Origin of the sequence: Aquipseudomonas alcaligenes NBRC 14159, assembly GCF_000467105.1 — a bacterium.
Lineage (GTDB): Bacteria > Pseudomonadota > Gammaproteobacteria > Pseudomonadales > Pseudomonadaceae > Aquipseudomonas > Aquipseudomonas alcaligenes.
In genome coordinates, this window is record NZ_BATI01000040.1 from 1 (window position 1) to 26,988 (window position 26,988).

General features: G+C 65.9%; 16 protein-coding genes. 8 read left to right on the forward strand and 8 right to left on the reverse strand.

The genetic code is table 11. From position 1 onward, the window contains the following. The first annotated feature begins 116 nt into the window (after positions 1–116). The 3 genes from purU to PA6_RS19120 are packed head-to-tail and all read left to right on the forward strand — an operon-like array spanning position 117 to position 1,606. Complete coding sequence (purU, locus tag PA6_RS19110; RefSeq protein WP_021702617.1) at positions 117–968, forward strand: formyltetrahydrofolate deformylase; 852 nt, start codon at positions 117–119, stop codon at positions 966–968. 25 nt (positions 969–993) lie between these two features. Continuing rightward, on the forward strand, positions 994–1,419 hold the full coding sequence (locus PA6_RS19115) for a CBS domain-containing protein (RefSeq protein WP_021702618.1): 426 nt from the start codon (positions 994–996) through the stop codon (positions 1,417–1,419). A 49-nt stretch (positions 1,420–1,468) separates the two neighbouring features. Beyond that, entirely contained in the window at positions 1,469–1,606 is a 138-nt protein-coding gene (locus PA6_RS19120) for a hypothetical protein (RefSeq protein WP_370453120.1), read from the forward strand. 2 nt (positions 1,607–1,608) lie between these two features. Here PA6_RS19120 and PA6_RS19125 read toward each other — a convergent pair whose 3' ends face one another. Next, positions 1,609–3,486, reverse strand: coding sequence for a methyl-accepting chemotaxis protein (locus tag PA6_RS19125; protein WP_021702620.1), 1,878 nt, complete (start codon positions 3,484–3,486; stop codon positions 1,609–1,611). A 128-nt stretch (positions 3,487–3,614) separates the two neighbouring features. On the opposite strand from PA6_RS19125, the gene PA6_RS19130 reads away from it, so the two are divergent. Further along, positions 3,615–5,108 carry a helicase HerA-like domain-containing protein gene (locus tag PA6_RS19130; protein WP_021702621.1) on the forward strand — a complete coding sequence of 498 codons (1,494 nt, stop codon included), beginning with the start codon at positions 3,615–3,617 and terminating at the stop codon, positions 5,106–5,108. 9 nt (positions 5,109–5,117) lie between these two features. Here PA6_RS19130 and PA6_RS19135 read toward each other — a convergent pair whose 3' ends face one another. The 7 genes from PA6_RS19135 to PA6_RS19170 form a co-directional block, all read right to left on the reverse strand. Continuing rightward, a complete protein-coding gene (locus PA6_RS19135; protein WP_021702622.1) occupies positions 5,118–5,312 on the reverse strand; it encodes a hypothetical protein in 195 nt (64 codons plus the stop codon). A gap of 360 nt (positions 5,313–5,672) precedes the next feature. Next, on the reverse strand, positions 5,673–7,574 hold the full coding sequence (gene cysN, locus PA6_RS19145; protein WP_021702623.1) for a sulfate adenylyltransferase subunit CysN: 1,902 nt from the start codon (positions 7,572–7,574) through the stop codon (positions 5,673–5,675). Then, the gene (cysD, locus tag PA6_RS19150) at positions 7,574–8,473 is read right to left on the reverse strand and encodes a sulfate adenylyltransferase subunit CysD (protein ID WP_021702624.1); all 900 of its coding nucleotides are present in this window, start codon (positions 8,471–8,473) and stop codon (positions 7,574–7,576) included. The genes cysN and cysD overlap by 1 nt, the downstream gene beginning before the upstream one ends. 106 nt (positions 8,474–8,579) lie before the next feature. Next, positions 8,580–9,476: an extracellular catalytic domain type 1 short-chain-length polyhydroxyalkanoate depolymerase gene (locus PA6_RS19155; protein WP_021702625.1), complete on the reverse strand. Its 897-nt coding sequence runs from the start codon at positions 9,474–9,476 to the stop codon at positions 8,580–8,582. Between the two features lie 10 nt (positions 9,477–9,486). After that, the gene (locus PA6_RS19160; RefSeq protein ID WP_021702626.1) at positions 9,487–9,873 is read right to left on the reverse strand and encodes a hypothetical protein; all 387 of its coding nucleotides are present in this window, start codon (positions 9,871–9,873) and stop codon (positions 9,487–9,489) included. 12 nt (positions 9,874–9,885) lie between these two features. Then, positions 9,886–10,797 carry a sulfotransferase family protein gene (locus PA6_RS19165; RefSeq protein ID WP_021702627.1) on the reverse strand — a complete coding sequence of 304 codons (912 nt, stop codon included), beginning with the start codon at positions 10,795–10,797 and terminating at the stop codon, positions 9,886–9,888. After that, entirely contained in the window at positions 10,797–11,633 is an 837-nt protein-coding gene (locus PA6_RS19170; protein ID WP_021702628.1) for a sulfatase-like hydrolase/transferase, read from the reverse strand. Before PA6_RS19170 ends, PA6_RS19165 begins: the two co-directional genes overlap by 1 nt. Positions 11,634–12,316: 683 nt before the next feature. Between PA6_RS19170 and PA6_RS19175 the strand changes: the two genes are divergently transcribed. From PA6_RS19175 to PA6_RS19190, 4 genes are read left to right on the forward strand one after another with little or no spacing between them, the layout of a single operon-like run. Next, the gene (locus PA6_RS19175; protein WP_021702630.1) at positions 12,317–20,494 is read left to right on the forward strand and encodes a type I polyketide synthase; all 8,178 of its coding nucleotides are present in this window, start codon (positions 12,317–12,319) and stop codon (positions 20,492–20,494) included. After that, on the forward strand, positions 20,494–25,086 hold the full coding sequence (locus PA6_RS19180; RefSeq protein ID WP_021702631.1) for a type I polyketide synthase: 4,593 nt from the start codon (positions 20,494–20,496) through the stop codon (positions 25,084–25,086). Before PA6_RS19175 ends, PA6_RS19180 begins: the two co-directional genes overlap by 1 nt. Further along, positions 25,079–25,375, forward strand: a complete 297-nt coding sequence (locus tag PA6_RS19185) for an acyl carrier protein (protein ID WP_021702632.1) — start codon at positions 25,079–25,081, stop codon at positions 25,373–25,375. The genes PA6_RS19180 and PA6_RS19185 overlap by 8 nt, the downstream gene beginning before the upstream one ends. Next, positions 25,372–26,982: an alkaline phosphatase family protein gene (locus tag PA6_RS19190; protein ID WP_021702633.1), complete on the forward strand. Its 1,611-nt coding sequence runs from the start codon at positions 25,372–25,374 to the stop codon at positions 26,980–26,982. The genes PA6_RS19185 and PA6_RS19190 overlap by 4 nt, the downstream gene beginning before the upstream one ends. The last annotated feature ends 6 nt before the right edge of the window (positions 26,983–26,988 follow it).

Consider the following 26,988-nt stretch of genomic DNA (forward strand, 5'->3'; position numbering starts at 1 on the left):
CCCTTAATCGGCCGTCTGAGCAAGTTATGGCGCAGTCTGCCGCTGCGCAACATTACTGAAGTTTTCCTCGGCTGCCGCTAGAATGGCCGCTTTGCGAAGTATCTGGAGTTTCTGTTATGCGCACTTTCCGTCTGGTGATCGCCTGCCCGGACCGCGTGGGTATTGTGGCCAAGGTCAGTAGCTTTCTGGCGACCTACAATGGCTGGATAACCGAGGCCAGCCATCATTCGGACAACCAGAGCGGCTGGTTCTTCATGCGCCATGAGATTCGCGCGGATTCCCTGCCCTTCGATCTCGATGGCTTTCGCCAGGCTTTTGCGCCCATCGCTCGCGAGTTTTCCATGGAATGGCGCATCACCGATTCCGCGCAGAAGAAGCGGGTGGTGCTGATGGCCAGCCGCGAGTCGCACTGCCTGGCGGACCTGCTGCACCGCTGGCACAGCGACGAGCTGGACTGCGATATCCCTTGCGTGGTGTCCAACCACAATGACCTGCGCAGCATGGTCGAGTGGCATGGCATCCCCTTCCATCACGTGCCCGTCGATCCGAAGGACAAGGCGCCGGCTTTCGCCGAAGTGGCTCGACTGGTCGGCGAGTACCATGCCGATGTGGTGGTACTGGCGCGTTACATGCAGATACTGCCGCCGCAGCTGTGCCAGGAATATGCCGGGCGGGTGATCAACATCCACCACAGCTTCCTGCCGTCCTTCGTCGGCGCCAAGCCCTATCACCAAGCCTCTCTGCGCGGGGTGAAGCTGATCGGTGCCACCTGCCACTATGTCACCGAAGAGCTGGATGCCGGCCCGATCATCGAGCAGGACGTGGTGCGCGTGAGTCATCGCGACAGCGTCGAAGACATGGTGCGCCTGGGCAAGGACGTGGAGAAGATGGCGCTGGCCCGCGGCCTGCGCTATCACTTGGAAGACCGCGTGCTGGTGCACGACAACAAGACGGTAGTGTTCGACTGACCGCTCTGCGCGGGAGGAGGACGACATGCTCAGATCGATCAAGGTGCGCGACTACATGACCACGCACCTGCTGACCTTCAGGCCCGATACCGACCTTTACCGGGCGATCGGGTTGCTGCTCGAACACCGTCTGTCCGCCGCGCCGGTGGTGGACGAGGCGGGGCAGTTGCTCGGTCTGCTGGCCGAGACCGATTGCCTGCGCGGCATTCTCTCCGGTGCTTACTTCGAGCAGACCGGCGGGCTGGTGGGTTCCTGCATGAATTCCCAGGTCGACACCGTATCGCCCGATGCCAGCGTTATCGAGGTGGCCGAGCGCTTTCTGCAGGGCGGGCACCGACACCTGCCCGTGGTGGAGGCGGGGCGCCTGCTCGGCGAGCTCGGTTGCCATGAGGTGCTGCTGGCCGTGAAGGAGTTCGCCCAGCACGATCGAGGTCATATCGACCATGGCTGACAGGGCTCCCGGTACCGCTACACCGCCACCCACCCTCGGTGAGGGTTGCGTGCGTCGCTACGATCCCGAGGCGCTGAGCGAGCACGACGGCACCGAGTTTCCCGGTGCCGCCGAACTCTGGCAGAAGCTGCGGCAAGCACAGCCGCCTGCCGTCGAGGGGGCGCAGGAGGAGCCTGCGCCCGACTGAGGTCAGATGCGGAAGCTGTCGACCAGTTGCTTCAGGCGCGAGGCCTGCTGTTCCAGGTCGCCGCAAGCGCGCAGGGTCGCCTGCAGGTTCTCCACACCTTCCTGGTTGAGGGTGTTGATCTCGGTGATATCCATGTTGAGCGAGTCGACCACGGCGGTCTGCTCCTCGGTGGCGGTGGCGACCGACTGGTTCATGCCGTCGATCTCGCCGATGCGTTGGGTCACGCTGCCCAGACGTTCGCCGGCCTGATTGGCGATCTCCACACTTTCCTCGCTGTAGCGCTGGCTCTCGGTCATGGTGGTGACCGACTCGCGGGCACCGACCTGCAGCTCTTCGATCATCTTCTGGATTTCCTGCGCCGACTCCTGGGTGCGATGCGCCAGGTTGCGCACTTCGTCGGCCACCACGGCAAAGCCGCGGCCCGCTTCGCCGGCCCGCGCCGCTTCGATGGCGGCGTTGAGCGCCAGCAGGTTGGTCTGCTCGGAGATGCTCTTGATCACTTCGAGGATCTGGCCGATGTTCACCGTCTTGCTGTTCAGCGTCTCGATATTGCGGCAGGAGGCGCTGATCTTTTCCGACAGCTCGTTCATCGCGGCGATGGTCTTCTGCAGCACCTGGCTGCCGTCTTCGGCCAGATGACGGGCATCGGAAGCCTGGTGCGAGGCGTCGGCGGCGTTGCGCGCGATCTCCTGGGCGGCGGCGCCCAGTTCGTTGATCGCCGCGGCAACGCTGTTGGTGCGGCTGGCCTGTTCGTCGGAATTGGCCATCGACGAGTTGGAGGCATTGACCACCAGTTTGGCCACTTCGTTGAGCTGCTGGGTGGCCGAGGACACCTCGCGGATCGAGCCGTGGATACGCTCGACGAACTGGTTGAAGGAGGTCGCCAGCTCGCCGAATTCATCGCGGCTCTGCACGCTCAGACGCTTGGTCAGGTCACCCTCGCCCTGGGCGATGTCGCGCATGGCCTTGCCCATCACCAGCAGCGGCTGCATCAGCACGCGGATCAGCATGCCCAGCAGGAACATGATGATGACCACGGCAATGATGGTGGCGATGATGGCCGAGGCACGGAACTCGCTGAGGGTGGCGTAGGCCTTGTCTTTGTCGATGGACAGACCGACGTACCAGTTGACCGAGGGCAGGCCCTTGACCGGGGTGAAGGTGAGGATGCGTTCGACACCATCGAGTTCCGCTTCGGTCACACCAGCGCTGACGGTCGGCGTGTTCTGCGGATAGACCTCCTTGAGGGTTTTCATCACTAGGTCCTTGTTCGGATGGACCAGGATCTTGCCGTCGGCGCTGAGCAGGAAGGCATAGCCGATGCCGTCGAAATCCAGCGAGTTGATGATCTGCACTAGGGTATCGAGGCTCAGGTCACCGCCGACCACGCCGCTGCTGCCGGCCGGGGTGGCGATGGTGATGATCAGCTTGCTGGTGGCAGCATCCACGTAGGGTTCGGTCAGCGTCGAGCCGCCAGCGCTCATGGCGTCCTTGTACCAGGGACGGCTGCGCGGATCGTAGCCCTCCGGCATCTGCTCGTCCGGGCGCATAGTGAAGCTACCGTCGGCCGCGCCCAGGTAGGTGAAGTCGAAGGTCGAGGTCAGCACCTTGCTTTCCATTGTCTTGACCAGCGAGTCGGGGGTGCTGGTTTCGTCGATCGACTGGGCCACGTTCTCCACCAGCAGGATGCGTCCGGACAGCCAGTTCTGGATATTGCTGGCGGTTACCTGGCCAAGGCTCTCCAGTTCCTGTTCCAGATCTGTTCGGATGGCATTGCGCTGCAGGTAATCGTTGTACAGGGTGAACAGGGAGAAGGCTGCGATCACTACCAGCGAGGCGGCGAGCAGGATCTTGTGGCTGAACTTCAGGTTCTGGGTCATGGTTACTTGCTTCCGGTAAGGTCTGGCAGCAGTCTTATAGGTGGCCGCGCGGCGACGCAGCGGCCTTATGGGTAACACCATCTATAACGACATACTTGCAGTAAAGCTTTAGCCCGAGGGATGGCAAGATGCCTGTAACCGATACTTTTGTGCTGGGAGCCGATCCGCAGGGGCAGCCCGTGAGCCAGGCCCTGCGTCTGACCAATCGTCACGGCCTGGTGGCCGGTGCCACGGGGACCGGCAAGACGGTGACTCTGCAACGTCTCGCCGAACTGTTCAGTGATGCCGGCGTGGCCGTATTCGCCGCCGATATCAAGGGCGATCTCTGTGGCCTGGGCGCTGCGGGCAATCCTCAGGGCAAGGTGGCCGAACGTATCGCCGGCATGCCCTGGCTGAATCACCAGCCCCAGGCCTATCCGGTGACCCTGTGGGACGTGGCCGGGAAGAGCGGTCACCCGTTACGCACCACCCTGAGCGAGATGGGGCCGCTGCTGCTGAGCAATCTGCTGGAGCTGACCGACAGCCAGCAGGCCGCCCTGTATGCGGCCTTTCAGGTGGCCGACCGCGAGGGCCTGTTGCTGCTCGACCTGAAGGATCTCAAGGCCCTGCTCAATCACCTCAAGGACAATCCCGAGATGCTTGGTGAGGATCGAGCACTGTTTGCCGGCGCTTCCTCACAGGCCCTGTTGCGCCGCCTGGCGACCCTCGAACAGCAAGGCGCCGAGGCGCTGTTTGGCGAACCGGCGCTGCAGCTGGAAGATATTCTACGGCCCGATGCGGATGGCCGCGGGCGCATCCACCTGCTCGATGCCAGCCGCCTGGTGCATGAGGCGCCCAAGGTCTATGCGACTTTCCTGCTGTGGTTGCTGGCTGAACTGTTCGAGCAGCTGCCCGAGCGTGGCGATGCTGACAAGCCGGTGCTGGCGCTGTTCTTCGACGAGGCCCACCTGCTCTTTGCCGACACGCCCAAGGCCCTGCAGGAGCGCCTGCAGCAGGTGGTGCGACTGATCCGCTCCAAGGGCGTGGGGGTCTACTTCGTCACCCAGTCGCCCAGCGACTTGCCGGATGAAGTGCTGGCCCAGCTCGGCCTGCGTATCCAGCATGGCTTGCGCGCCTTCACCGCCAAGGAACAGAAGTCGCTGCGTGCGGTGGCCGATGGTTTCCGTCCCAATCCGGCGTTCGACAGCCTCAGCGTGCTCACCGAACTGGGCATCGGCGAAGCGCTGGTCGGTACCCTGGAGGAAAAGGGTACGCCGGCCATGGTCCAGCGCGTGGCCATCGCCCCGCCGCAGTCGCGCATCGGTCCGCTGAGCGACACGGAGCGGGCGGCACTGCTGCGCAGCTCGCCCCAGGCCGGTCGCTATGACAAGGCGGTGGACCGCGAGTCGGCGTATGAAATGCTTATGGCTCGTGCAGCCGAGGTGCCTGCACAGGCACCGGTCGGCAGGGGTTCGCCTGCGCCGGCAGAGCAGGGCGGGCTCGGTGGTATGGCGGGCGAGCTGCTGGGCAGCCTGGCCAGCCAGGTAATGAAGACCGCCGTGCGTCAGGCCGCCAACCAGATAGGTCGGCAGCTGGTGCGCGGGCTCATGGGGTCTCTGCTGGGTGGCGGTCGGCGCCGTTGAGGCGCCGATTCACTCGGCTTCGCGGGCCTGTTCGATTTTCTGCAGTTCCAGCTGAAATGCCTGGTCCAGCAGGCTGGGCTTCTTGCGCCAGGGTTTGCGCTCGGGGTCTGGCTGGGCCGCGTAAGTGAGTACCTCGCCGCCGTATACATCCTTGTAACGCTGCGCCTGGCGCTCCAGTTCGGCGCGCAGTTCGTCTTTCGTCACATGTTCACCCGTTGAGAGAAGTGCCGGAAGTGGCACCCGTCATCTGTATCAATACAGAATGTCTATAAGTAAGACGGTCGTGATTATAGCGATTGGCTCTTTAATTTTCATCGCTAATCAGTTTGTGCTTCTATTATTGGAAACCCTGTCGCACAAGGAGTTCAGTGAATCTGACTGCTTGGGCAAGTTGTTTCTGGCTAATCGTGTAGGCACAACTTTGCTTGCCGACTGGGAAATAACATTCCTGCAGCGGTAATGGTCTTGCTTCGATAACGAGCGTGCAGCCGCGCCGCAAAGCCGGTGTGACAATGCGGATTCAGGTTGGAGTGGGTCGAGCGGGGGGCTGCCCTGCTCGGTTGCTCAGGCCAGGAAACCCCGTTCGCGCAGCTGCTGGACTATCAGGTCAGCCGCTTCTTCGGCACTGTGCCTGAGCGTCTCGATGCGGATTTCCGGCTGCTCGGGTGCCTCATAAGGTGAGTCGATGCCGGTGAAATTCTTCAGTTCGCCGCGCCGGGCCTTCTTGTACAGCCCTTTGGGATCGCGTTTCTCCACTTCCGCCAGTGGCGTGTCGACGAACACTTCGATGAATTCGCCTTCGGCGACCAGATCCCTGGCCAGCTGACGTTCCGAGCGGAACGGCGAGATGAAGGCGGTGACCACCATCAGGCCGGCGTCCACCATCAGCTTGGCTACTTCGCCAATACGGCGAATATTCTCCACCCGATCGGCGGCGGTGAAGCCCAGGTCCTTGTTCAGACCGTGGCGTACGTTGTCGCCGTCGAGCAGGTAGGTGTGCACACCCAGGGCGTGGAGGCGGCGCTCCAGCAGGTTGGCGATGGTCGACTTGCCGGCGCCGGACAGGCCAGTCAGCCAGATCACGCAAGGTTTGTGACCGTTGAGGCGGGTGCGTGCCGCCTTGTCGACTTCCACGGCCTGCCAGTGGATGTTCTGCGAACGGCGCAGGGCGAAGTGCAGCATGCCGGCACCCACCGTCTGATGGGTGTAGCGGTCGATGACGATGAAGCTGCCCATGTCGCGGTTTTCCGCATAGGGGGCGAAGGGCGCGGAACGGTCCAGACTCAGGGTGCAGACGCCGATCTCGTTGAGGCCGAGGGTCTTGGCTGGCAGCTGGTCGAGGCTGTTGACGTCGACCTGGTACTTGGGCTGGCCGAGAGCGCCGCCGATGCTACTGGCACCGAGCTTGATCAGGTAGGGGCGGCCCGGCAGCATGGCCTCCTCGCTCATCCAGACCACGGTTGCCTCGAACTGGTCGGCCACCGCCGGCGGAGCATCAGCCGCGGCAATCACGTCGCCGCGGCTGATGTCGATCTCGTCGCTCAGGGTCAGGGTCACCGATTGACCGGTAATGGCCTGCGGCAGATCGCCATTCAGGGTGACGATGCGCTCGACCCGGCTGGTCTTGCCCGACGGCAGCACGCGGATGGCATCACCAGGGCGCACGCTGCCGCCGAGGATGCGCCCGGAGAAGCCACGGAAATCCAGGTTGGGACGGTTGACCCACTGCACCGGCATGCGCAACGGCGCATCTTCGCGGGCCTGTTCCAACTCCACCGTCTCGAGGAACTGCATCAGGCTCGGACCCTGGTACCAGGGCGTGTTAGGGCTGGGCTCGGTGATGTTGTCACCGCGCAGGGCAGACAGCGGGATGCTGTGGATATGTTCGATGCCGAGCCTGCTGGCGAAGGCGCGGTAGTCGGCGTCGATCTGCTCGAACACTTCCTGCGAGTAACCGACCATGTCCAGCTTGTTGATCGCCACTACCACCTGGCGGATGCCGATCAGCGATACCAGATAGCTGTGCCGGCGGGTCTGGGTCAGCACACCCTTGCGCGCGTCGATCAGGATCACGGCGACGTCGGCGGTGGAGGCGCCAGTGATCATGTTGCGGGTGTACTGCTCGTGGCCGGGAGTGTCGGCGACGATGAACTTGCGCTTCTCGGTGGCGAAGTAACGATAGGCCACGTCGATGGTGATGCCCTGTTCGCGCTCGGCGGACAGGCCGTCCACCAGCAGGGCGAAGTCCAGTTCGCCACCCTGGGTGCCGTGTTTCTTCGAGTCGTTCTCCAGGGCGCTGAGCTGGTCTTCCAGCAGCGCCTTGGATTCGTAGAGCAGGCGTCCGATCAGCGTACTTTTGCCGTCGTCGACGCTGCCGCAGGTGATGAAACGCAGCAGGGTCTTGCGCTGGTGAGCCTCGAGGTACTGCTCGATGTCCTCGTCGATGAGCTGGCGGTGGGCGTTCATCAGAAGTATCCCTCGACTTTCTTCTTCTCCATGGAGCCGGCGCTGTCGTGATCAATGACCCGCCCCTGGCGCTCGCTGGTGGTGGCCAGCAGCATTTCGCGGATGATCGCCGGCAGGCTGTCGGCTGCGGACTCCACCGCCCCGGTCAGCGGGTAGCAGCCCAGGGTGCGGAAGCGCACGCTCTTCAGTTCCGGCTGCTCGCCGGGACGCAGCGGCATGCGCTCGTCATCGACCATGATCAGCACGCCGTCGCGCTCCACCACCGGGCGCCGGTCGGCGAAGTACAGCGGCACGATCGGGATATTCTCCAGGTGGATGTACTGCCAGATGTCCAGCTCGGTCCAGTTCGACAGGGGGAAGGCACGAATGCTCTCGCCGGGCAGCTTGCGCGCGTTGTACAGGCGCCACAGCTCCGGGCGTTGGGCCTTGGGCTCCCAGCGGTGCTGGGCGCTGCGGAAGGAGAACACGCGCTCCTTGGCGCGCGACTTTTCCTCGTCGCGGCGTGCGCCGCCGAAGGCCAGGTCGAAGCCATGCTTGTCCAGTGCCTGCTTCAGGCCTTCGGTCTTCCACAGGTCGGTGTGCAGGGCCGAACCATGGGTGAAGGGATTGATGCCGCGGGCCCGGGCATCCTCGTTGTGGTGCACCAGCAACTCCATGCCCGACTCGCGGGCCATGCGCTCGCGCATCTCGTACATGGCGCGGAACTTCCAGGTGGTGTCCACGTGCAGCAGCGGGAAGGGCGGACGCGAGGGGAAGAAGGCCTTGCGCGCCAGGTGCAGCATCACCGCACTGTCCTTGCCGATGGAATAGAGCATCACCGGGTTTTCCGCCTCGGATACCGCTTCGCGGAAGATGTCGATGCTCTCCGCTTCCAGGCGTTCAAGATGGGTAAGGGGCATGTTCGGTGCCTCATGTGGCCAATGGGGTGCAGCTTACCGGTCGCCCGGGCGGGGCAACAGGGCTGGGGTCTGTGAGGCAGCGTGTAAGTTAGGGCGACGGGCGGGCTTAGTTGTTGTTCTTGAACTGGCTGGCGAAGTCCCAGGCCGCCTGGCTAGCGGAGAAGTTGCCGCCGAACAGCTTGCGGTTGCGCCGGCTGTCGCCGCCGGGCCAGACATGTTCGCCTCCGGGAATCAGTCGAAGTTGCAAAGGCGCCTTGCCCTGACAGTTCCAGCTGGTCAGCTCGGAACCATCCGGCAGTGCCTGCCCGCTCGGTGGCGTGTTGCAGCCATGGGCGTTGGCGATCATCTTCAGGGTCTCGGGCACGGAGCGGTGCTGCACACCTGCGATGGCGTTCTCCCCCATGCCTCCCTGGTACGGTACGTTGCTGTCCTTGCTGCCATGGATATGCAGCACCGCAACCCTGCTGGCGCCGGGGCAGCTGTTCAGCGCCAGCGTGCCCGAGACGGGAACAATGGCGGCGATATCCTGCGGCAGTTCGCAGGCCAGCCGGTAAGCCATCATCGCGCCATTGGAGATGCCGGTGGCGTAGATGCGTGAGTGATCGATGGCGTGGTGCCTGGCGACATCGGCGAGCATGGCCTGGATGAAGCCGACGTCGTCGATATTGCCTTCGACTGCCGGACCGCAGCATTTCCCGGCATTCCAGGTGCGGCGGTTGGGCATCAGGCGCATGCCGGTACCATTGGGGTAGGCGACCAGAAACCCGTTGCTCTGGGCCACACGGTTCATGCCGGTGGTGCGCTCGGTTTCATCGGCATTGCCCAGCCCGCCGTGCATCACGATCATCAGTGGCAGGGGCGCTTTGGGGGCGCCATCTGGCACGAACAGCTTATAGCTGCGTTCGGCACCGGCGAAGTTCAGTTGATGGGTTTCTCCCTCGCGGGCCTGTGCGCTAACGGCGAGCAGGCCGAGTACCAGGGCGACTCCACTTGCGATGCGCATGCGCCTCTCCTCAATAGCCTTCTTCTGCCTGTTGCACGCTGGCCACATCGAGGGCGGCGTCCTCGAGTTCGCGTACCACGGTGAGATCGCTGCGCAGCTCGGTCAACACCGCTTCCAGCCACTGGATGTCGGTCTCGATCTTCTGCCGGAACTTGCTGATTTCCTTCAGGCTGAGGTTCTCCGAGGGGCGTCCCTGGCCGTCGAACAGCAAGCGCACGCTGGCGGCGATCTCGCGGTTGCCGCTGAGGTGTGACAGTTCGCGATCCAGGTAGTGGCGCACACGACTGGCCTGCACGCGCTTCTGCAGATCGTCGCGCAACACCTGCAGGTGCGGGGGCAGTTCCGGGATCAGATCGCTCGGGGTGCTGATATGGCCCAGCCGGGTGCGGGTTGGCATGGCTCGTCTCGCTCAGTGGGAGTAGCCGAACTCCAGCGCCAGGCGCTGGACCTCGGGCTTCAGGCAGGCGCCATCCGGACGCCAGGGCAAGGGCGCGCGCAGCGGCGGCTGCTTCGGCTCATGCGGTTCGAATAGCGGATCGCGGAGGAAGTTCGGGTCGTTGCCGAACAGTGCGTTGATCGGTCCGACACTGGCAAAGGGGGACAGCTCCGGATGCAGCATGTCCTCCAATGCTTCGAAATCGTCGCGCAGGCCCAGCCAGCGGCAGATGCGCGGCAGGCATTGCAGCGGGTCGGCCATCACGTCTTCGCCGCGCACGTGCATCCTCTGTCGGGGCGGGATCTTCTCCAGCAGCTCCAGGATATTCAGATTGATGTCATGCCAGGCGATCTGTGGATCGACGAAGGCTTCGCCTTCGCCATAGTCGATGGAGTTGACCGACAGGGCGTAGTTGCCATCCTGAATCTTCATCACCGAGTGGCCCTGGTTGGTCGGGTGCCGCGTCAGGTGCAGGTAGAAAGCATCCGGATAGGCCTCGTAGATGCGCTGCAGGTAGACCGGGCTGACCACGTGGGCGGGGCTCTTGTCGATGGCCATCAGTGGCGATACCGCGTCGACGATCTCGCGAAACACCTGCATGCCGCTGCGATTCTGCCGTGCCGCGACCCAGTGGTTGGCCATCACCACGGCGGCGCTGCTCTGTTCGCCGGCGTAGATCTCTGCCACCGCACGCAGGATGCCGTGGCGCTGGAAACGCGACATGCCGGTCTTGTCCGGGCCGTCCTGCCACATCTCGATCAGTCGATCGACCGTGAACAGGTTCAGCTCCGGCAGGCCGTAGGTCTGCGGATGCTGGCCAAGCATGCCGGCGATCAGCGAGGTATAGGACCTCGGCAGCGCCAGGATGAACAGTGGCTGCGCCATCAGGCCTTGCCCGCGAAGCCTTCGACGAAGGGCACTTCGAAACACTTCTCGTGCATGATCGGGCCGTGGCCGAAATAGCCGTCCTCGCCGAACAGCTCGCCGTGGTCGGCGGTGATGATGAACCAGGTGTTCTCCGGTGCCTTTTCCATCAGTTTGCCGATCAGCCCGTCGACATACTCCACGCAGCGGATCTGCTGCTGGCGCAGCATCTCCATCTGTTCCTGATCGAAGAACGCCTCGCTGTCTGCCGCATTGTGCTGAGCCTCGCCACCCAGGCTCTTGAACACCCCGTGTACGCCGGAGATGCGCGGCAGGCTGTCGTCCTTGAGCATGTAGGGGTAGTGGGTCTCGCCCAGGTTGAGGAAGTAGTAGTGCGGCTCGTCCTCGGGGAAGGTCATCTCCTCGACCATGCCGGCGAAGTCGTTGTGGTTGCCCATCAGCTTGTAGTCATCGAAGTGCTGATTGATCGCCGTCTGCTGGTTGAGCACCGGCATCGACACCCGTGCCACGGTGCGATAGCCCAGCTGGCCCAGGACCTTGGGCAGCGACAGTTCCGGAATGAAGTCGCGGAACGACACATCGGCGATGCCGGTGCGCTCCACCCACTGGACGAACTCTTCCTTGTACACCTCCGAGGCATAAACCTCGCGCGGCGTGCTGTGCGGCAGCATGCCCATGGTGAAGGCGTAGTGCGACGGCGCGGTCCAGGAGGCATAGGAGTAGCGCTTTTCCACCTGGCCGACGCGCTCGATGTTCGGTGTGCTGGCGGCCATGCAGGAGTCGTAGCGGCAGCTGTCCATGATGATGAAGACGATGTGGTTGATGGGCGCGCTCATGGGGTTGTCCTCTCTGGGCGAATGCAGCGGTGGTCCGCACCGGGCGTTGCCGCAGGCGGTTGAACGTAGTGCGTGAACCCGGTGTGGCGGTGCGCTGTGATCAGGCTTGAGGCATCCATACCTTGTTCCTTGGGGGAGGGTTCCGATCACGCAAACGCTGTTCGCGGATTCGCATCAACCCTGCCGATGTTCGGTTCGAGACTCAGTGTCCCTGTTGTTATTTCCCGACACCCCCTCCCTTGGGTGGGGGGCAAAACCGTTGCGTGCTGATCTTATGGTTGGACGTATTTTTGACGTTATATGTTTTTTGGTCTGCTAATGGATGTATTTTTGACATTTTTTGGTGGCTGGTAGTAAATAGCCATCGAGATAGTTTCTGTTTCGTTGTGGTGTGTGTCTCACTGTGCCGTTACAGATGCGTAGTTACTCTTATAAATAAAGATCTGTATTTCTGCCTTCGCATCACCTTTCTGGCGTGAGGCGCTACCGGAGTAGCGCGATTTCGGATGGTTGCTGCGAGGGATTGCGGTGGGGACGATCGAGCCTTCAATGCGCCTTCCCGGGCTTTTGCCCGCGTCTTGCATCTGTGCTCAACAGGTAGTCGCTGCCAGCTAATCGGCCCCCGAGCCGGAGCGGACAGTCCGCGGCACGGGGTCTTTGGGCCCGGAAAAGAGCTACGTACCATGCAAGGCACTGGTCTTCGCAAGTTGCTGCTGTCGCCCCTTGGTTTTGACCACCCCGCCCTGGCGATAGCCGCTTCCCGTGCTGGCGGCACCGGGGTGCTGGACCTGGAGCTGAGTCGCGCTCCGGCCCTGGCTCAGCTACAGCTGCTGGCTCGCCAGGCCGGTAAGCAGGGCTTCGGCGTGCGTCTCGGTGGCTTCGATGGCGAGCTGGCTGAACAGCTCATTCAACTCCTGGATGCAGGCCTGAATCTGCTGATTCTCGGCCGTGAGCACTGGGCCGAATGGCAGGGCTGGCTGGCTGGCGCGGCGCTGACCGAGACGACCCTGCTGCTTGAGCTGAGCGACAATGACCCGCTCGATAGTGCCACTGCCTGCCGCGTGGACGGCCTGCTGCTCAAGGGGCACGAGGCCGCCGGCTTCGTCGGCGAGAGCAGCGCCTTCATCCTCATACAGCACTGGCGCGCGACCTGCGATTTGCCGCTGTACCTGCGCGGCGGCATCACTCCGCACACCGCTGCCGCCGCGGCCCTGGCCGGTTGCGCTGGCGTGGCGCTGGACAGCCAGGTGCTGTTGCTGCAGGAATCACCGCTGGCCACCGAGCTGCAGACGCACCTGCGCAGCCTCTCCGGCAGCGAGACGGTGGCCGCCGGCAACGGCGAGTTCGGGTGTTACTGTCGCATCCTCTCGCGTCCCGGCTTCGCCAAGGCCAAGGCCTTTATCGTCGCTGCCGAATCCCTGACACCCGAGCAGATACGCGAGCGCCTGCTGGCCGAGGTGGAGTGGCGCAATCCGCCTGCCGGCCTGCTGCCGCTGGGGCAGGACGTGGCCTTCGCCGCCGCCTGGCAGAAGCAGTACGGCAGCGTCGCCCAGCTGTTCCAGGCCATCGATGCGGCCGTGCAGCACAACCCGCAGCTCGCCCTGAACGCTCGTGCCCTGCGTGCCGAGCGCGCGCCCCTGGCTGATGCTCTGGGCCTGGGCCTGCCGCTGGTGCAGGGGCCGATGAGCCGGGTCTCGGACAAGGCCGAATTCGCGGCCGCGGTGGCCGAGGGTGGTGCGCTGCCGATGCTGGCCCTGGCTCTGCTCAAGGGCAAACCGCTGGCGGGCCTGCTGGAGAAGACCGCCGAGCTGCTGGCCGGTCGGCCCTGGGGTATCGGTCTGCTCGGCTTCGCCCCACAGACCCTGCTGGACGAACAGATCGCCACGGCCAAGCCGCATCAGCCGAGCTACGCCATCATCGCCGGCGGCCGTCCGGACCAGGCGGTGCGCCTGGAGCAGTCGGGCATTCCGTCCTTCTTGCATGTGCCGTCATCCAACCTGATCCCGATGTTCCTCAAGGAAGGCGCGCGGCGCTTCATCTTCGAGGGGCGCGAATGCGGCGGTCACGTCGGCCCGCTGAGCAGCTTCGTGCTGTGGAGCAGCATGATCGACCGTCTGCTGGAGGAGATCGCCCTGGGCGTGCCGGCGCACGAGATCCAGGTGCTGTTTGCCGGCGGCATCCATGACGCGCGCTCCTCGGCCATGGTCCAGGCCATGGCCGCACCGCTGCTGGCCAAGGGCGTCAAGGTCGGCCTGCTGATGGGCAGTGCCTACCTGTTCACCCGCGAGATCGTCGAGGCCGGCGCCATCGTCGAGGGCTTCCAGCAGCAGGCCATCGAGTGCGCACGCACGGTCAACCTGGAGTCCGGCACCGGCCATGCCAGCCGCTGCGCCTACACGCCCTTTGCCGCCGCCTTCTTCGCTCGGCGCAATGAACTCAAGCAGCAGGCGGTGCCGGCCGACGAGGCCCGCGAGCAACTCGACGACCTGATTCTCGGCCGCCTGCGCCTGGCCTCCAAGGGCAGCATGCGGGTGGGCGAGGAGGGCGTGCTCAAGGAATTCTCCGGCGCCGAACAGGTGGCCGACGGCATGTACATGATCGGCCAGGTCGCCACCCTGCGCGACGCCATCACCGATATCGCCAGCCTGCACCGCAGTGTCACCGAGGACTCCCTGGCCTTGCTGGAGGACTACCAGCAGGCCCAGCTCGAAGCGGTTGTCGAACCCGGCGAGCCGGCCGACATCGCCATCATCGGCATGGGCTCAATCCTGCCTGGCTCCAGCACCACCCGCGAGTATTGGCAGAACATCCTGGCCAAGGTCGACGCGATTACCGAGATCCCTTCGCACCGCTGGGACTGGCGCCTGTACTTCGACGAGAACCGCAGCGCACCGGACAAGATCTACTCGCGCTGGGGCGGCTTCATCGACGACCTGGTGTTCGACCCGACCCGCTACGGCATGCCGCCCAAGTCCATCGAGTCGGTCGACCCGATGCAGCTGATGGCCCTCGACATCGCCCGCCAGACCCTGGCCGACGCCGGCTATGAGCAGCGCGGCTTCAACCGCGAGAAGGCCTCGGTGATCATCGGTGCCAGCGGTGGTGCCGGCGACGTCGGCATGCAGTACGGCCTGCGCTCCGAGCTGCCGCGCTTCAAGGGCGACCTGCCGGGCGAGATCGCCGGGCGCCTGCCGCAATGGACCGAGGACACCTTCGCCGGCATCCTGATCAACGTGATGGCCGGGCGTATCGCCAACCGCCTGGACTTCGGCGGCGTCAACTTCGCCACCGACGCGGCCTGCGCCTCGTCCCTGGCAGCCATCTATCAGGGCATCAACGAGCTGCTCTCCGGGCGCAGTGACCTGGTCATCGCCGGCGGCGTGGACACGGTGCAGGGCCCGTTCGGCTACCTGTGCTTCAGCAAGACCCAGGCCTTGTCGCCGCGCGGCCGCTGCCGCACCTTCGACGAGTCGGCCGATGGCATCGTGATTTCCGAAGGCATCGCCATGCTGGCGCTGAAGCGCCTGAGCGATGCCGAGCGCGACGGCGACCGCGTCTACGCGGTGATCAAGGGCATGGCCGGCAGCAGCGATGGCAAGGCCAAGGGCCTTACTGCGCCGCTGCCCGCCGGCCAGCTGCGCGCCATGCGCCGCGCCTACCAGCAGGCCGGCTTCGGTCCGGACAGCGTCGGCCTGTTTGAGGCTCACGGCACTGGCACCGTGGCCGGCGACACCGCCGAGCTGGACAGCACCACTGCGCTGTTGCGCGAGGTTGGCAGCCGTCCGTCCCAGGCGGTAGTCGGCTCGGTAAAGACCATGATCGGCCACACCAAGGCCACCGCCGGCGTGGCCGGCATGATCAAGGCCGCCCTGGCCCTGCATCACAAGATACTGCCGCCGCACCTGGGCGTGCAGTCGCCCAACGCCGTGCTGAAGAAGGACGACAGCCCGCTCTGCGTGCTCGATGAGGCGCAGCCCTGGCTGACCGCCGCTCAGCAGCCGCGCCGTGCCGCAGTCAGTGCCTTTGGCTTCGGTGGGACCAACTTCCATGCGGTGCTCGAGGAGTATGCCGGCGAGTACCGCCCCTGGCTGATCCAGGGCGTCAGCGATGCCTGGAGCGCCGAGCTGCTGCTGTGGCGTGCCGGCAGCCGCGAGCAGCTGCAGAGCCAGGTGGCCCAGCTGCAGGCGCAGCTGGCGGCGCCGGGCAAGGTGGCGTTGCGCGATATCGCCTGTTACCTGAGCGACAACCTGGGCCAGGGCGAGCACAGCCTGGCGCTGGTGGTCGGCAGCCTGGACGAGCTGGCCGACAAGCTGGCCAAGGCCCAGCAGCGCCTGGCCGGCGAGATGCTGATCGACCCGACCATCGTGCTCGGCGACAGCCGCGTCGAGCCGGGCCAGGTGGCCCTGCTGTTCCCCGGCCAGGGTTCGCAGAACATCAATATGCTGCGCGAGCTGGCCGTGCTGTTCCCGGTGGTTGCCGACACCCTGGCCGAGGCCGACAGCCTGCTGGCCGCCGGCACCGAGCGTTTCGCCAGCAAGCCGCTGAGCCAGTTCATCCATCCGCGCGCCTGCTATGACGAAGCCTCCCGTCAGGCGGCGAGTGCGGCGCTGACCAGCACCGACGTGGCCCAGCCGGCCCTCGGTGCAGTAGAAGCCGGCCTGCTGCGTCTGCTGAGTGAACTGGGTGTTTCCGGAGATATGCTTGCCGGCCACAGCTACGGCGAGTTCGTCGCCCTGTTCGCTGCCGGGCAGATCGACTTCGCGACTCTGATGAGCCTGTCCGAGGCTCGTGGCCGATTTATCGTCGAGGCTGCCGCCAGCGCCGGCAGCGAGCTGGGCAGCATGGCCATGGTCCAGGCACCGCGTGCTCAGGTCGAACAGGCCATCGCCGCCATTCCGCAGCTGCTGGTCGCCAACCACAACGCCCCGGAGCAGAGCATTATCAGCGGCTCCAGCGCCGGCATCGCCCAGGCACTGGAGGTGCTGCAGCAGAGCGGCATCAATGCCAGCCCGATTCCGGTAGCCGCCGCCTTCCATTCGCCCTTCGTCGCTCCGGCCCAGGGCCTGCTCGCCGCCGCCATCGAGGCCGCGCGCTGGCAGGCCGGGCGTCTGCCGGTCTACTCCAACGCCAGTGCCGCCCTGCATGCCGCCGAGCCAGCGCTGGTCAAGCAGGCCATGGCCGAGCACCTGGTCAAGCCGGTGGAGTTCGTCGCCCAGATCGAGGCCATGCATGCAGCCGGTGCTCGGGTGTTCATCGAGGTCGGGCCCAAGGCCGTGCTCAGCCGTCTGGTCGGGCGAATTCTCGATGGCAAACCGCACCAGGCCGTGGCCCTGGACGAGCGCGGTGGTGGCCTCGCGAGCCTGCTGCTGGCCCTGGCGCGCCTGCATGGCCTCGGCGTGCCGTTCCAGTCCTCGCGCCTGTTTGCCGGTCGCGCCTGTCAGGCCAGCGCCAACGGTCGCCTCGAAGGGCTGTGGCGCGATGCCAGCCTGCCCAAGCAGGCCTGGCTGCTCAATGGCAGCGGTGCCCGCCGTGCCAGCGAGGCGCCGCGGCAGATCGGCGTACTGCAAGGCGAAGTACTGCCCGTTTCAAGTTCCATCACGGAATCGCACCCGGTGGTGGTTCCGCTCAATCGCAATCCCGCAACCCTGCCCCATAGCGCAGCCCCGGCTGCCACGCGACACAAGGAGAGGCTGGTCATGTCCGAACCCACGGCAATCCAAGGTGACGAGATGTCATCGGTGATGGCGGAATACTTCGCCACCATGCGCCAGTTCCTGGAAACCCAGGAGCGCGTGCTCAACGCCTTTATGGCCGGCGGCGCTGTGCCGGCTGCCATGCCGCGCAGCATGCCTGCCGCTGCACCGGCGCCGCGTCGCCCGGTCGTCGCCGCGCCGGCCGCTCGCGTGGCTCCGGCTCCCGTTGCGGCTCCTGTTGCCGCGCCAGCTCCGGTTGTTGCAGCTGCTCCAGCGCCTGTGCCGGTGGCTGCAGCACCCGTTGCCGCGCCGGCCCCGGTGGTTGCACCGGTAGCGGCCCCGGCGGCCCAGGTAGATGGCGGCAAGATCAAGGACATCCTGCTGTCCATCGTCGAGGAGCGCACCGGCTACCCGAGCGACATGGTCGGCCTGGAGCAGAACCTGGAGGCCGACCTCGGTATCGACTCGATCAAGCGCGTGGAAATCGTCGGCGCCTTGCTGCAGACCCTGCCGCCTGCCTACGGCAGCGCCCTGGGCGAGGCGCGCAGCCAGCTCAATACCCGAGCGACCCTGGCGGACATGCTGAAGATGCTCGAAGGGCTGGACGTCGGCGAGGTAGCCGTCCCTTTTGAGTCCGCCGAGGCGAGCCCGAAGACTGTGCCGGTAGCGGCCAGCCACTCGCCTCGGCACATAGTGGTACCCGAGGAGGAAGCCATCCCCGAACAGGCCCTGCGCCAGTTCGAGCCCGGCTACTTCATCCTCACCGCCGATGACCATGGCTTGGCCCTGCGCCTGCAGGAGTGGCTGGAGCAGCGCGGCTGCACGGTGTCGCTGCTGAGCCCGGGGCTGCTGGCCGACGAGGAGGGGCTAAGCGCCTGGTGTCGCGAGACGGCGGCCAACCCGGACAAGCAGGTCGCCGGCGTCATTCACCTGGCCGCCCTGGGCGCCCATGCCCTGCCGCTGGACGCCGAGCTGGAAGCCTGGCAGCGCGAGCTGCTGGTCAACGAGAAATCGCTGTACCTGATCCTCCACGCCCTGGCCGCGCAGCTGCGCAGCGATGCCCATGTGGTCGCCCTCAGCGCCCTCGGCGGTCTGTTCGCCCGCGGCGTCGACGAGCAACGCCAGGCCCTCAGCCTACAGGGTGGCGGCAGCGGCCTGATCAAGTCGCTGTGCGAGGAGCGGCCGGCCCTGCGCACCCGTGCCATCGATCTGGATCCGGCGCTGAGCGACGCCGAACAGCTGGCCATCATCACCGCCGAGCTGCAGCTGGTCGGCGGGCGCCAGGAAGTCGGCTATCCGGCCGGCCGTCGCACGGTGTTCCGTACCCAGGCCGATGAGATCACCGCCGAGGACCTGCTGCTGCCGCTGGAAAATGCCGTGGTGCTGGCCACCGGCGGCGCCCGCGGCATCACCGCCGAGGTGCTGCGCGAGATCGCCGGTCCCGGCAATGTGCTGGTGCTGACCGGGCGCAGCCCGCTGGCCGAAGAAGACGCCGCTACCGCCGGGTTGCTGGGCGAGCAGCAGCTGCGCCAGCACTTCATCGGCGAGGTGCGTGCCGGTCGTCTCAAGCTGACCCCGGCCGAGATGCAGAAGCGCATCGCCGCATTGGTCGGCCTGCGCGAGATGCACAGCAATATCGCCGACCTGCGCGCCCGCGGCGCGACGGTCGAATACCTGGCGGTGGATGCCACCGACGAGGTGGCGCTGGCTGCCGCCATCGACGGCATTCGCCAGCGCCATGGCAAGCTCAGCGGCGTGGTGCACGGCGCCGGAGTGATCGAAGACAAGCTGCTGGAAGACAAGACTCCCGACAGCTGGATGCGCGTGGTCGGCACCAAGGTGCTCGGCATGCTCCTGCTGCAGAAACTGGTGCACGTCGAGGAGCTGCAGTTCTTCTGCGTGTTCAGCTCGGTGGCCGGGCGCTACGGCAACAGCGGCCAGCTCGACTATGCCACCGCCAACGAGCTGATGAGTCGCCTGTGCAGCCAGCTGCAGAGCCTGTGGGGCAACAAGGTCAAGCTGCTGTCGCTGAACTGGGGCCCCTGGGGGCCGACTCTGTTCGGCGCCGGCATGGTCACCAGCGAAACCGAGAAGAAGTTCGCCGACAAGGGCGTGGCCCTGGTTGGCGCCGCCCAAGGCCGGCGCCTGTTCGACGAGGCCCTGCGCCTGAAGGCCGGCCACGCGGTGGAAGTGGTGGCCGGTGATGGTCCCTGGGAGCGTCATGAGGCGGAGGTCGGTCGCTGGCAGGAAGATGCCGGCGCCGCCCCGCAGAACGCCCGCCAGCCGTTGCTGACCCAGTGCCACATCGAGGATGGCGAAAAAGGCACGCAGGTCCTGCACTTCAACCTGGACGCCAGCCACGGCTACCTGCAGGAACACTGCATTGACGGCATCCCGGTGCTGCCGGCGGCCGTGGCCCTGGAGATCATCGCCGAGGCTGCCACCCTGATGTGGCCGGGCTGGATAGTCGCCGAAGTAGCCGAGCTACGCCTGCTCAAGGGCGTGCAACTGAGCGAGCCGACCCAGGCCCTGTCGGTGCTGATCAACCCGCCGACCTACGCCAGCAGCGAAGGCTTCGACGCCAGCATCAGCATCCGTTCCGGCAGCGGCAAGCAGCAGCGCATGCACTATCGCGCCGCAGTGAAGATGGCCCAGCAGCTGCCCGAGGCGCCGCGCCACTCGATAGGCGAGTACCGCGAGCGGGAGCTGCCGGTGGCCAAGGCCTACCAGGAGTGGCTGTTCCACGGCCCGCGCTTCCAGGTCATCCGTGGCATCAGCGGCCTGTCCAGTCAGGGGGCGGCGGCGCTGATGTGTTCGAGCTCGCCGCAACAATGGCTGGCCGGCGGGCGTGCCGAGCAGCAGTGGATCATCGATCCGGCGGTGCTCGACGCCGCGCCGCAGATGGCCCTGCTCTGGGCTCGCACCTTCCATGACGGCTCGGCGCTGCCGGCGCAGTTCGGCCGGGTGATCCGCTATGTCGAGCAACTGCCGGAGCGCTTCCACATGGACTTCCAGTGCCTGCCCGGCGAGGCCCAGCAGGTGCGCGCCAACGTGTTCTTCAGCGATGACGAGGGCCGCCTGCTGCTGCTGATCGAAGACCTGCAATGCATCGTCGATGCGCGCCTCAATCGCCTGGGCGGCACCCACCTGCGCAAGGAAACCGAGTGATGAGCAACGCGCCTATCGCCATCATCGGCATGGCCTGCATCTTCCCGCAGGCTCCGGACCTGGCCGGCTTCTGGCGCAACATCCTGGCCGGCCTTGATGCCGTCGGCGAGCCGCAGGACGAGTGGGAGGCCCGGCGCTACCTGGACTCGGGGCGCATCAACACCCAGCACGGCGGCTACCTGAACGACCTGTACCGTTTCGATCCGCGCGAGTTCGGCATCATGCCCAACTCGGTGGACGGCGGTGAGCCGGACCAGTTCCTCGCCCTCAAGGTGGCCTTCGATGCTCTGCAGGATGCCGGATACGCAGGTGACGGAGTCGACCATCGTGACACCGGCATCATCCTCGGCCACAGCACCTACCTGCACCGCGGCCAGGTCAGCCATATCCAGAACCACATCGTCCTCGACCAGACCCTGGAGCTGCTCAAGGCCGCCCAGCCGAGCCTGAGCGCGGACGACCTGTCGCGTCTGCGCACGGCCCTGCAGAAACAGCTGCCGCCGTCCAATACCGACATCGCCCCGGGCCTGGTGCCCAATGTGATGACCGGGCGCATCGCCAACCGCCTCAACCTCAAGGGGCCCAACTACATAGTCGACGCCGCCTGTTCGTCCTCGCTGCTGGCGGTCAACGCCGCCATGGACGAGCTGCGCAGCGGTCGCAGCCGCCTGATGATCGCTGGTGGGGTCAACGCCTCGCTGCCGGCCGAGGTCTCGGTGATCTTCACCCAGCTCGGCGCCTTGAGCGGGCGCGGCAAGGTACGCCCGTTCGAGCTGGGCAGCGACGGCACCCTGCTCGGCGAAGGCCTGGGCATGGTGGTGCTCAAGCGCCTGGATGACGCCCTGGCCGACGGCGACCGCATCTATGCCGTGCTGCGCGGTATCGGCCAGGCCAGCGATGGCCGCGGCACCGGCCTGCTGGCGCCGAGCGAGGAGGGCGAGGCCCTGTCGATCCGCCGCGCCTATGAGAGCAGCGGCGTCGATCCGGCCAGCATCTCCCTGGTCGAGGCCCATGGCACCGGTATCCCGCTCGGAGACAAGACCGAGATCGCCGCCCTGCGCAGTGTGCTCGGCGAGCGCCAGGGCCTGCTCGGCAGCGTGGCCATCGGCTCGGTGAAGTCGATGATCAGCCACTGCATCCCCGCCGCCGGCATCGCCGGGCTGATCAAGACCAGCCTGGCCCTGCACCACAAGGTGCTGCCGCCGACCCTGTGTGGCATGGTCAACCCGGCACTGGGCATCGGCGCCACGCCGCTGTACGTCAACACCGCCAGCAAGCCCTGGATCGCCAAGCCGCAGAATCCGCGCCGTGCCGGGATCAACTCGTTCGGCTTCGGCGGCATCAATACCCATGCGGTGCTGGAAGAGGCGCCGGCCGCCGCCCAGCGCCCATTGAGCTTCGCTCGTCGCGAGTGCGAACTGTGCGTGTTCGCCGCAGCCGACGAGGCTGCACTGCTGGCCCAGTTGCAGCAGGTGCAGGCTTATATAGAGAGCAACCCCGGCGTGGCGCTGCTGGACCTGGCCGCCACTCTGGCGGCCCGCGACTGTGCCGACAAGCCGGTACGCCTGGCCGTGCTGGCCGGCGATGTGGCCGAGCTGGCGAAGAAGCTGCAGCAGGCGGCGAAGAAGGTCGCCGAGGCCAAGAGCCCGCGCTGGATGACCCGCACCGGGCTGGTATTCAGCAGTCAGCCGCTACAGGGCAAGCTGGCCTTCCTGTTCCCCGGAGAGGGCTCGCAATACCTGAACATGCTGGCCGACCTGGCCCAGCAGTTCCCGGAAGTGCGCGAGTGGTTCGACTTCTGGCAGGGCCTGTATGACGAACAGCCCGGCTCGACCCGTACCGACATCCTGTTCCCGCCGGCCAGCGAGCTGGATGACCAGCTGCGCCGGCGCCTGGAAGCGCGCCTGTTCGATATGGACGTGGGCTCCGAGGCGGTGTTCGTCGCCAGCCAGGCCCTGTTCAGCCTGCTCGGCGCCCTGGGTGTGGAGCCGGATGCCATGCTCGGCCACAGCACCGGCGAGTCCTCGGCTCTGGCGGCCAGCGGCGCCATCGCCTTTAGCGACCGTGGCCAGCTGGCCGACTTTATCCGCGAGCTGAACAAGGTCTATCGTGGCGTACTGGACGGCGGTGGCATCGCCACCGGCGCGTTGCTCACCGTTGGTGCGCTCAAGCGCGAGGCGGTTGATCGGCATATCGCCGCGCGCAGCGAGCCGGTGGCGGTGGCCATGGACAACTGCCAGAACCAGCTGGTGCTGTTCTCCGATCGCGCCACCATCGAGGCCTTGCTGCAGCTGCTCAGCGAAGAGGGCGGCATCTGTTCGATCCTGCCTTTCGACCGCGCCTACCACACACCGCTGTTCGCCGCGGTGACCAGCGCCTTTCACCAGTACTACCACGCTGTCGGCCTGCAGGCGCCGAAGACACCGCTGTATTCCTGCGCCAGCGCCGGCCTGTTTCCGGCGGACTCTTCCGCAGTCTGCGAGCTGGCCGCGGCGCAGTGGTCGAACACCGTGCGCTTCCGCGAAACCATCGCCAACATGCACCGCGATGGCGTGCGCTACTTCGTCGAGGTCGGCCCGTCGGGCAACCTGACCGGCTTCGTCAACGACATCCTCGGCGGCGAGGAGTACCTGGCCATCGCCTCCAACGCGCGCAAGCGCAGCGGCGTGGAGCAGCTGTTCAACCTGCTCGGTAGCCTGTTCGTCAACGGCAAGGCGGTGGACCTCGGCAAGCTCTATCGCGGCATCGCCTGCCGCGTACTCGACCTCGACCAGCCGTTGCCACAGCTCAAGCGCGGCACACTGTTGAAGAACACCATGCCGGTGGTGCATGTGAATGAGTCGCTCGGTGAGCTGCTGCGCGAACTGTTCCAGCCGGTTGCGGCCGTACCCGCGCAGCCGCTCGCAGCCAGCCCGACGGCGCCGCTGCTGGTGGATATCCAGCGCCAGGGCGAGCGGCTCAGCGCCCAGTGCCCGCTGTGGTCCACCGACCGCTTCCTCGCCGACCACGTGCTGTCCGGCCCCAGTTCCTACCATCAGTCCGAGCTGCAAGGCCTGGCCTGCGTGGCGATGATGGCCAGCCTGGAAATCATGGCCGAGGCCTGTGCGGCGCTGGCCGGCAGCGTGGCGATCAACCTGATCGAGAACGTCCGCGCCTTCGACTGGGTGGCCCTTGATCGCGGCGAGCTGACCCTGCAAGTACAGGCCGAGCGCGTTGCCGACAACTACTACCGGGCCGAGCTGCACAACGCCGGCAGCCTGGTGATGAGCGCCGAATTCCGCTTCGCCGCGCCGCTCACCGGCACGCCGCTGGCTGAGCTGCAGGGCGGCGTCGGCTACCGCTGGCCGGACCACGAGCTGTACAGCACCGGCATGTTCCACGGCCCGCTGTTCCAGAGCATCGCCGGTATCCATGCCTGGGCGGAGGAGGGCATCGATGCCCAGCTCGCCAGCTGCTCGCTAGACGGCTTCGTGCATGACGGCGAGCCCTGTGCCCTGGTGCTCAACCCGGTTCTGCTGGACGCCCTCGGGCAGCTGGCCGCCTATTGGCTGGCGCAGCGGGTCGGTACCGATTTCAACAGCTTCCCCTCGCATATCGCCCGCATCGAGCTGCATGCGCCGGTCCCGGCCGACCTGTCCGGCGCCTGGCTGCGTGGTCGCCAGCGCCCGGTCGATGCGACCAACGGCGGCCTGGATGCACCGCGCACCTGGACTTTCGACTGCCTGCACGAGGGGCGCCTGCTGCTGCATGCCAGCGGTTTCGCCAACCTGTTCTTCCCGGTGCCAAACGCCTTCTACCAGCTACGCCGCGAGCCTATGAACGGCTGGCTCGGCGCGCCGCTGGCCAGTAGCGCTCCCGAGGTGCTGCTGTGGCAGCTGGAGCAGCTGCCCGAGGACTTCTGCAAGCAATCGGCGGCGATCTTCCTGCGCATTCTCGCCCACGCCGTACTGGCTGCGGAGGAGCGCGAGGAGTGGGAAGTGGTGCGCCAGACCCGCCGCGCCCGTGAGTGGCTGCACGGGCGCCTGTGCCTGAAGGAAGCGACCCGCTACTTCATCTACCAGCAGACCGGCGAGCTGCTGTGTCCTGCGGATGTGAGCGTGCATCACGACGCGCTGGGCGCGCCCTTCGTCGATGGCTGGTGGAACGGTCACTGGCTGGCCGCGCCGGGCGTCTCGCTGAGCCACGACCGCGACGGCTGCCTGGCGGCGCTGGTGCCGGTTGGCGCCGTGGGTGTGGATGCCGAGCGCCTGGACCGCCTGCAGCGTCCGGAGCTGGTGGCCGGCTCCTTCACCGCATACGAGCAGCAGGTGCTGGCCGCGGTGGACCCGGCCTGGCAGGGCGAGCTGACCCTGCGCACCTGGTGCGCCAAGGAGGCCGCCGCCAAGTACCTGGGCTGTGGCCTGCGCGGCGCGCCGCAGGATTTCGAGGTGCAGTTCGCCGAGACCGGCGAGCTGGCCCAAGTGAGTTTCGCCGGAGACGCCAGCCTGGCGCCGGCGTGCGTGAGTGTGGCCTTCGAGGTGTACGGCGATCGGCTGATCGCCCTGGCTGGGGCCGAAATGGAAGTAGCGGAATACGGAGTGGCCAATGGCTGAGAGCAAGAGCGCAATCGAGCAAACCCTGATCCATATCGTCGCCGACCTGACCCAGGACTGGGGCATCGAGCTGGACGAGCCGCTGAGCGCCGAGACCCGGCTGGTGGCGGACATGGAGTTCGCCTCGGTCGACATCATCCAGCTCATCGTCGCCATCGAAGAGCACTACAACCGCCCGAAGATGGGCTTCCAGGATCTGCTGATGAACGACGGCAGTTACGTCGACGATCTCTCCATCGGGCAGCTGATCGATTTCGTCCACGAAAAACTCTCAGGAGTGCCGGCATGACCACTCGTACCCTCTTCATCGGCATGGATGGCTGCACCTTCACCATCCTCGACGACCTCTGCGTGGAGAAGGACGGCCAGCCGGCCGTGATGCCCTTCCTCGGCGGCCTCATGGCCCGTGGTACTCGCGCCAAGCTGCGTTCGACGCCCAACCCGCTGACCCCGCCGGCCTGGGTCTCGCTGATGACCGGGCGCAGCCCGGGCAACCACGGCCTGCTGGATTTCATCCGCGCCGAGGAGCGTAACGGCGACGTGTTCTTCACCCTCTACGACTCGCGTGACAACCGCGCCGAGACCATCTGGTCGATCGCCAGCCGCCAGGATCGCCGCGTCGCCGTGCTCAACCTGCCGTTCACCGCGCCGCCGCCCAAGGACCTCAACGGTTTCATGGTGCCGGGCTTCATCCCGTGGCGACACCTGCGCCGCAACACCGTGCCGGCCAACTTCTACGATCGCCTCAAGGAAGAGCTGCCGGGCTTCGATCCGAAGGAGCTGGCCTGGGACTTCGAGCAGGAGAAGCAGGCGGTCAATGACCTCACCGACGAAGACCGCGAGAACTGGGTGCGTTACCACCTGCCGCGCGAGAAGCAGTGGTTCGAGATCGCCAAGTTCCTGCTCAAGGAAGAGGCGCCGGAGCTGATGGCGGTGATGTTCGACGGCGTCGACAAGCTGCAGCACCAGGCCTGGCTGTTCCTCGATCCGGCCCTGCAGCACGACGGCGTCAGCGACTACCACAGGCGCATGCGCAAGCTGTGCCTGGACTACTTCCGCCAGCTCGATGGCTTCATCGAGGAACTGGTGACCCTGGCTGGTCCGGACGTGCAGGTGTTCATGGCCTCCGACCACGGCTTCACCGCCACCACCGAAGTGGTGCGGATCAACGCCTGGCTGTTCGAGAAGGGCTACCTGCACTGGAAGGAAGTGCTCGATCCGGACTCCGAGGCTGCCAAGCGTCGCGAGGAGAGCATGTTCGCCAACCTCGACTGGAGCAAGACCACCGCCTACTGCCGTACGCCGTCGAGCAACGGCATCAACATCCGCGTGGCGCGCAATCCGGGCGAGACCGGGATCAAGCCGGAAGACTACGAGGTCTTCCGCGAGCAGCTGATCCTCGACATCAAGGAGCTCAAGGACCCGCTGACCGGCGAGAGCATCGTCGCCGAGATTCACCTGCGCGAGGAAGTCTTCGCCGGCCCGGCGATGATGGACGCGCCGGACCTGCTGCTGGTGCTGCGCGACTTCGGCTTCGTCTCGATCAAGAACAAGCTGCCGATCGTCGAGCCGCGCGAAGAACCGGCCGGTACCCACCACCCGGACGGCATCTTCATCGCCTGCGGCCCGGGCATCCGCAAGGGTGTGCAGATCGAGCGCCGGCACATCTGCGACGTCGGTGCGACCCTGCTCTACAGCCAGGGCCTGGAAGTGCCCGGCGACTTCGAGGGCAAGGTGGCCAACGACATGTTCATCAAGCCCTGGCTGATCCAGAACCCGATCCGCATCGGCGAGGCCACCCGCGGGGTGAGCAAGGACGCCAACGCCGAGGGCATGGCCGACGACGAGAAGGACAAGCTGATGGCGCAGCTGCAGATGCTCGGCTACATGGAGTAACGCGCA